Source organism: Chryseobacterium tongliaonense (assembly GCF_041224435.1).
Taxonomy (GTDB): domain Bacteria; phylum Bacteroidota; class Bacteroidia; order Flavobacteriales; family Weeksellaceae; genus Chryseobacterium; species Chryseobacterium tongliaoense.
Genome location: NZ_JBGFFD010000008.1, coordinates 242,058 through 248,071 on the forward strand (window position 1 = coordinate 242,058; position 6,014 = coordinate 248,071).

Annotated in this window: 6 protein-coding genes; 4 read left to right on the forward strand and 2 right to left on the reverse strand. The window is 35.3% G+C overall.

All coding sequences use genetic code 11. The features are described from left to right. Position 1: 1 nt before the first annotated feature. Genes AB8P06_RS16860 through AB8P06_RS16875 form a run of 4 tightly spaced genes read left to right on the forward strand, consistent with a single transcriptional unit; the run spans position 2 to position 2,180 of the window. The gene (locus AB8P06_RS16860) at positions 2-352 is read left to right on the forward strand and encodes a c-type cytochrome (protein ID WP_369843411.1); all 351 of its coding nucleotides are present in this window, start codon (positions 2-4) and stop codon (positions 350-352) included. Positions 353-363: 11 nt separating this feature from the next. Then, complete coding sequence (locus tag AB8P06_RS16865; protein ID WP_369843412.1) at positions 364-909, forward strand: YceI family protein; 546 nt, start codon at positions 364-366, stop codon at positions 907-909. Next, positions 906-1,430, forward strand: a complete 525-nt coding sequence (locus tag AB8P06_RS16870) for an ankyrin repeat domain-containing protein (RefSeq protein WP_369843413.1) — start codon at positions 906-908, stop codon at positions 1,428-1,430. Before AB8P06_RS16865 ends, AB8P06_RS16870 begins: the two co-directional genes overlap by 4 nt. A 3-nt stretch (positions 1,431-1,433) precedes the next feature. Continuing rightward, a complete protein-coding gene (locus tag AB8P06_RS16875) occupies positions 1,434-2,180 on the forward strand; it encodes a T9SS type A sorting domain-containing protein (RefSeq protein WP_369843414.1) in 747 nt (248 codons plus the stop codon). Positions 2,181-2,725: 545 nt separating this feature from the next. Here the strand turns inward: AB8P06_RS16875 and AB8P06_RS16880 are convergent. After that, the gene (locus AB8P06_RS16880) at positions 2,726-3,136 is read right to left on the reverse strand and encodes a hypothetical protein (RefSeq protein WP_369843415.1); all 411 of its coding nucleotides are present in this window, start codon (positions 3,134-3,136) and stop codon (positions 2,726-2,728) included. Beyond that, a partial coding sequence (locus AB8P06_RS16885) for an RHS repeat-associated core domain-containing protein (RefSeq protein WP_369843416.1) occupies positions 3,126-6,014 on the reverse strand: 2,889 nt, incomplete at its 5' end. The genes AB8P06_RS16885 and AB8P06_RS16880, both read right to left, overlap by 11 nt.

The following is a 6,014-nucleotide window of genomic DNA, read 5'->3' on the forward strand; positions in this document are numbered from 1 at the left end:
GATGAAAAAGTTAGTATACATAATATCATCGGCAGCTTTCGTAATTTCCTGTGAGAGCAGAGCCTATGAAGAGATTTCAGATAATACACCTATTACCCAGCAGGTGAAGTTCACGGCAGATGTAAAGCCTATTATTGATGCCAATTGTATCAGTTGTCATTCCGCTAACGGCCCTGCTGCTTATCAGCCGTTTACAGACTATAATCTGGTAAAGAATAAGATAGATGATATCTTAGACAGAATACAAAGACCCAATGGAGATCCCGGTAAAATGCCTCAGGGTGGAGCTTTATCACAATCTCAGATCAATATTTTTATCAAATGGAAAGCCGATGGGCTTATCGAAAACTAAATACTATTAATATGAAAAAGTTAGTGTTAATTATTATTTCGTTGCTTTTTACCAATCTGGCTTTAGCTCAAAAATACAGTTCTAAAACAGGTAAAGTAACGTTTGAAGCTTCAGTACCTTTATTTGAAGATGTTTTTGCGCAGGATGACAATAATGTGGCTATTCTTAATGCAGATACAGGAGATATAGCTTCCGTATCGGTAGTTAAAAACTTTCATTTTAAAACCAAATTAATGGAAGAGCATTTTAATGAGAGCTATGCCGAGACTGCAAAATACCCGAAGACAACTTTTACAGGTAAGATCGTAAACTTTGACAAAGCCAAGCTTTCTGCAACGCCACAAAAATATACGGTTCAGGGAACTTTAAACTTTCATGGGGTTAATAAATCCGTTTCTTCACCGGCTACAATTTATGCTAAGGATGGGAAAATCTATATGCAGGGAAGCTTTGTGGCAAGACCTGCAGATCATAATGTGACCATCCCTAAAATGGTGACCAAAAAAATTGCAGAAAGTGTAAACGTTAATTATAACTATGTATTGGTAAAGCAATGAAAAATCTGATTTTAATTATAAGTGTTTTTCTGGGCTTTTCACTATCTGCGCAGGAAAAAGCAAAGTCGATTTTCGATATTGCCAGAAGCGGGACTGTAACTGAAGCCAAAGAGCTGATGAAGCAAAACCCCGATGTGATCAACCAGACCAATGAAAGCGGGTTTTCTCCCCTTATTTTAGCATGCTACAGAGGAAATGTGGAAGTGGCTAAGTTTTTGATTGATAATGTGAAAGATGTCAATTATAAAAGTCAGGAAGGTACAGCATTGGCAGGGCTTTCTGTAAAATATAATAAAGATCTGGTAGAACTCTTACTGAAAAGAAAAGCAGATCCCAATATTGCTGACGCTACCGGATCAACGCCTTTGTTCTGGGCTGTAAAATTCGGGAACAAAGAACTGGTAGAGCTGTTACTTCGCTACAAAGCGGATAAATCGATAAAAGATTCAATGGGAATTACCCCATTTGAATATGCCTTACAAACAAACAATAAAGAAATCATCAACCTACTAAAAAATTAAAATATGAAAAAAGTTTTACTAACATTAAGTTTAGCTCTTGCTACAACGCTGGGAGCACAGTTTTCATCAGGTACCGTAAGCCTGGGATCGACCGGAATGACCGTAAAGTTGGATACTACACCTACTTTAGCGACTATAACACTTAAAGGTGCTGATACATCTTACCTTGGAATTGGTTTTGCTAGTTCGGGAATGGAAAGTGGTGCGGATGGATTTATTTATAATGCATCTGCAGGCCGAGACTATACTTTTAATGGAATCGGAGTTGCTCCCACAGCTGACGCAACCCAAGATTGGACAGTGACTTCCAATACAACTTCCGGAGGTATAAGAACGGTAATTGCAACAAGATCTCTTTCAGGGGGAAGCGGGGATTTTGCTATCCCTAATGCCGCCGGTACTATTAATATATTCTTTGCAAGAGGGAACTCTACTACAATCTCTCAACATAGTGGAACAAACAGAGGTCTTACCACATTAAATATGGCTGGAACTCTTGCAACCAATGAAGTTGTTGCAACAGCTGATAAGATTGTTTTATATCCTAATCCTGCTAAAGAAACCGTTAGTTTCAAAAATGCGGATAGAATCAAATCAGTAGAAATTTATGAATCAACGGGAAGAAAAGCAATGTCGGTAAAACCGAACGGAGATACCATCAGCATTTCAGATCTGAAACCGGGAAGCTATTATCTTGAGATTGCCCTGAAAGACGGAAGCGTTTCTTATGAGAAATTAATTAAGGAATAAAATAGATTTGTAATAGAATAGTTCTTGGTCTTTTCTGAAAGATATTGACTATTCGTAATCCGGAAAGCCAGCTTTTAAAAGCTGGCTTTCCGGATTTATTCATTATTGCTTGAACAGGAATTTATAACTTTTAGATATGGATACGAGAGCAGGTCGTTTTAGCTAATAGGAGGACTTATTTTAATTTTAAAACTGTAGTCTCAGGGTAAACTTCCCTGTTTTTGAAGCCTTTCCCTTTTTCAAATAGTTAATAAATATAAAATACTCTCTAATTGGACAAAGATTCTTTAGCATATAACCACGGACTAAGTCCATTTAATGATCTATGCGGGTGACTACTGTTATAATCTATCTGCCACTCGTAAGGTCTACGGATATTCTACTGGATAAAATATTATGTCTAAATTTTGGATATACAAAAACTAAAAGAGAACGATAGACAGCATGTCTTCGCTCTTCTGGATGCTTTCCTTAAGCAAACTAAACTGCAAAGCATTATGTAATAAAAACTCCCGCCAATTGGCGGGAGTTTCTTTTTATATTTATTAATCTCTTTTGATTACTTTTTCATAAATAATTTTTATCAAAAAAATAATTTCTAAAAGTAATGATGCGAAAAAACAGATAAAAGAATAACTCTGTAAGAACTTTGATATAGTTTCATTTTCTAATTTACCAACACCGAAAAAACGACCGATTCTATAAAAATAACTATTCATTTCTTCATTATAACTAATAGTAAAAATAATATATATAAATAGTAAAATAGATATATATAATAACATTTTGTTTTTAAATATAAATGTAAACACTACAAAGTTCAGTAGTATAATTGAAATTACAATTTTATCTACTAATTCTGTTGCCATATCATGGAAACTTGTTTTAGTTAACAAGATTAAAACCATTGATATAAAATTTAGTAAATAAAAAAGATATTTTTTTTTAGTTTTCATTTTTTGGAGATAACATATGTAATTTATTTCTTAAATAGTCGACTATTTTCATCCCTCCATCTCCGGGACAATTTCTTGGATCAGTAGCTTTCTCTTTATGACCTCCTAAATATTGAATACCATATTTACCGTTTAAATAAGAAACAAGATCCGTTACAGATTGTCTCATTTCTGTACTTGCACCTCCATTGCCTCTAACACCTTCAATTATACCATTAATAAGCCCTAATCCGCTATTTTTTGTATCAAGGTCAGACATCAAAACTATCCCAATATTTCCTGTGTTTCCACCTTTTACGTGCGAACCTTTTACACCTATAGGTCTACCTTCATATATATTACCTTTGCTGTCTATCGCAAAATGGTACGGAATATCTGCATAACCATCGTCTTGTTCTTTTTGTTGTAGCTGTTGTATACTCATATAATCATCTTTATTACCCGAATGATGCACTGTTATAGTATTATAATATTTTGCAAGGTCTGCGGGTACTGATACTGATTGATCATAGGTCGTACCAAAGAAAGTTTTTGCTTTCATTGTAGCGGTAATATATTCATATGATCGACCACCTCCTAAAATAGGAGATTTTGCTCCCCATTCTTTTCTTGAAATAATTTTAGGACCAGGACCACCTCCCAATTGATTTCGCAATGCTAAAAATACAGATTGTGCATCTGCTCCAGTATACATTGTACCTGAAGCCGACTCAACTACATCCATTCCGTCAGGATCAGTAAAATAAATAGGATTATTCAAAGCATAATTGTATAGAGACCACCTTCTTGACTTCTCCGCCAGAGGATCAACGACACCCCATCTTCCAATGTCTGGCATATAGAACCTCGCTCCATAATCATACATTCCAATTTCATTTTGAAGCTCCTTCCCGCTGTACTTGTATTGATAAGAAGTATTTCCTGTTAAGTTATTATAACCTTCATGTTTTAATCCAAAAGCATAATAATTATTTTCTTCAATGATCTGTGCCCCAGAACCATTATTCATATAGCTCAACCTTACATTTCCTAAATGATCTGTGTAATTGTAAATATACTTATTATTTTCAAAATTGTAATACCCTTCTGAAGTTGGAATAAATTTAAGTACAGCAGTTCCTGTAGTAGTTTCATACTGAAACCCATCCAGATAGTCAGTTTTACTAAGTACAGTTGTTGGATTTAAAGAGGTCTTACTAATCTTTATTCCATCAGCTCTGTAAACATAATTTGTTGCTATTTCAGAAATTCCCAGACCTTTTTTTATACTATTGGGCAGATTCAAATAATTATAGATTATTTTATTGATTCCTTTATCCAGATGATCGGTCATATTGCCATTGTCGTCATAACCAATGACATTAGGAGCTGCAAAATAAGGGTATCCTGAAGGGTTTTGGGAAATATCTTTAACTGTATTTAGCCTATTGCCTGTATAACTATACTGTAAATGGTCCATAAGTAAAGGCTGATTATTGTCCTGTAAACCATATCTTCCCATTGTTTTGATATTACCATTTAGATCATAAGTAGCCCATTCATTATAAGAACCGGTTTGAACAACACTTGCATTTGGCTTACTATATTGTGCAAAATTAAATCTATTCAATTCATCATAGTAATAGTCATATCTTCTTAGAACATTGTCAGTTTTTGTATTCCAGTCAATTTCTGATATATTTCCATTATAACGTGCTGAACCTGCTTCGTCAATAGGGTTTTGATATCTGATTTCATACCCGAATAGTTTTCCACTCAGGTTTGCAGGATCATTGATTTTGGTCATCCAGCCTCTGATATTGTACTTATAATCAACGGTCTGTAAAGGTACAGCAGCACTTGTTCCACCCACTTTCTTACTTTCTAATTGAGAAAGCTCATTGTATTTATTTTGTGCTAGGTACTCAACGCTACCACTGTTTATCTGGTGGGTATGAGTTAGAAGCCTGTTCTGATTATCATAAGTGAAAACTTCTTTAATGATTTTTTCTGTATCTGCTGCCAGTCTCTTGTGATAGGTGTTCACCTTTTGTGGCACACCTGCAAAATCAAGCTCGGTTTCTGTTTTGGTATACCCGCCCAAATGATTGACTGTATGAGTCCCGATTACCCTGCCTCTCATATCATACCACGTGAAGTTTTTTGTCCAGTTATCATCTTCTATGTTTTTCACATAAGAGGCTACTGGTAAACTTTTGGTACTGACATTTGAGCTCTGGGCATTCTGTGGCAATACATTCTGATTTAAAATTTGGGTAGGAATTGTTGGAGTACCTGTCGGGTAGGTGTCATAATAATTGATACTTAAAACTTTTGCTACAGTAGCAGGATATACTGCATTACCATAGTATACAGTCATTCCACTGTTTGTAAATCCTGTTGTATTTCGCTCTTCATTAGAAGGCTGTCCCTGATCGATATAATAATCTGCACTAAACTGAACCTGCCCTCTATTAAACTGGGCTCCAATGTCGGCAATACCCGTATAAACCACTCTTGAGAATTTATCGTATTTTGTAAACAGCCAATTTCCGGATGCTTTCATATTGGCATCCTGGGTCATAATTAATCTGTCCTGTTTATCATACACCATATACTCCCAGCCTTTGCCCGGAAGTTTCTTTTCTACAAGGCGATTCCTTCCATCATAACGGTACTGATAGCAGAAATTATTTAATGCTGTAGTATCCAATGTAGCAGGGGAAGCCGGTGGTACCACAAAAGCCAATTGGTTATATTCATTGTAAACATAATAGGTATCTGCATTTTCTGTAGCACTCAAAACTTTTCTAACTAATACAACCTGACCCTGTCCGTTCTTGAATTCAATGGTTTTATTTCCATCTTCATCAGTAATGGTATTTTTATATAACGAACT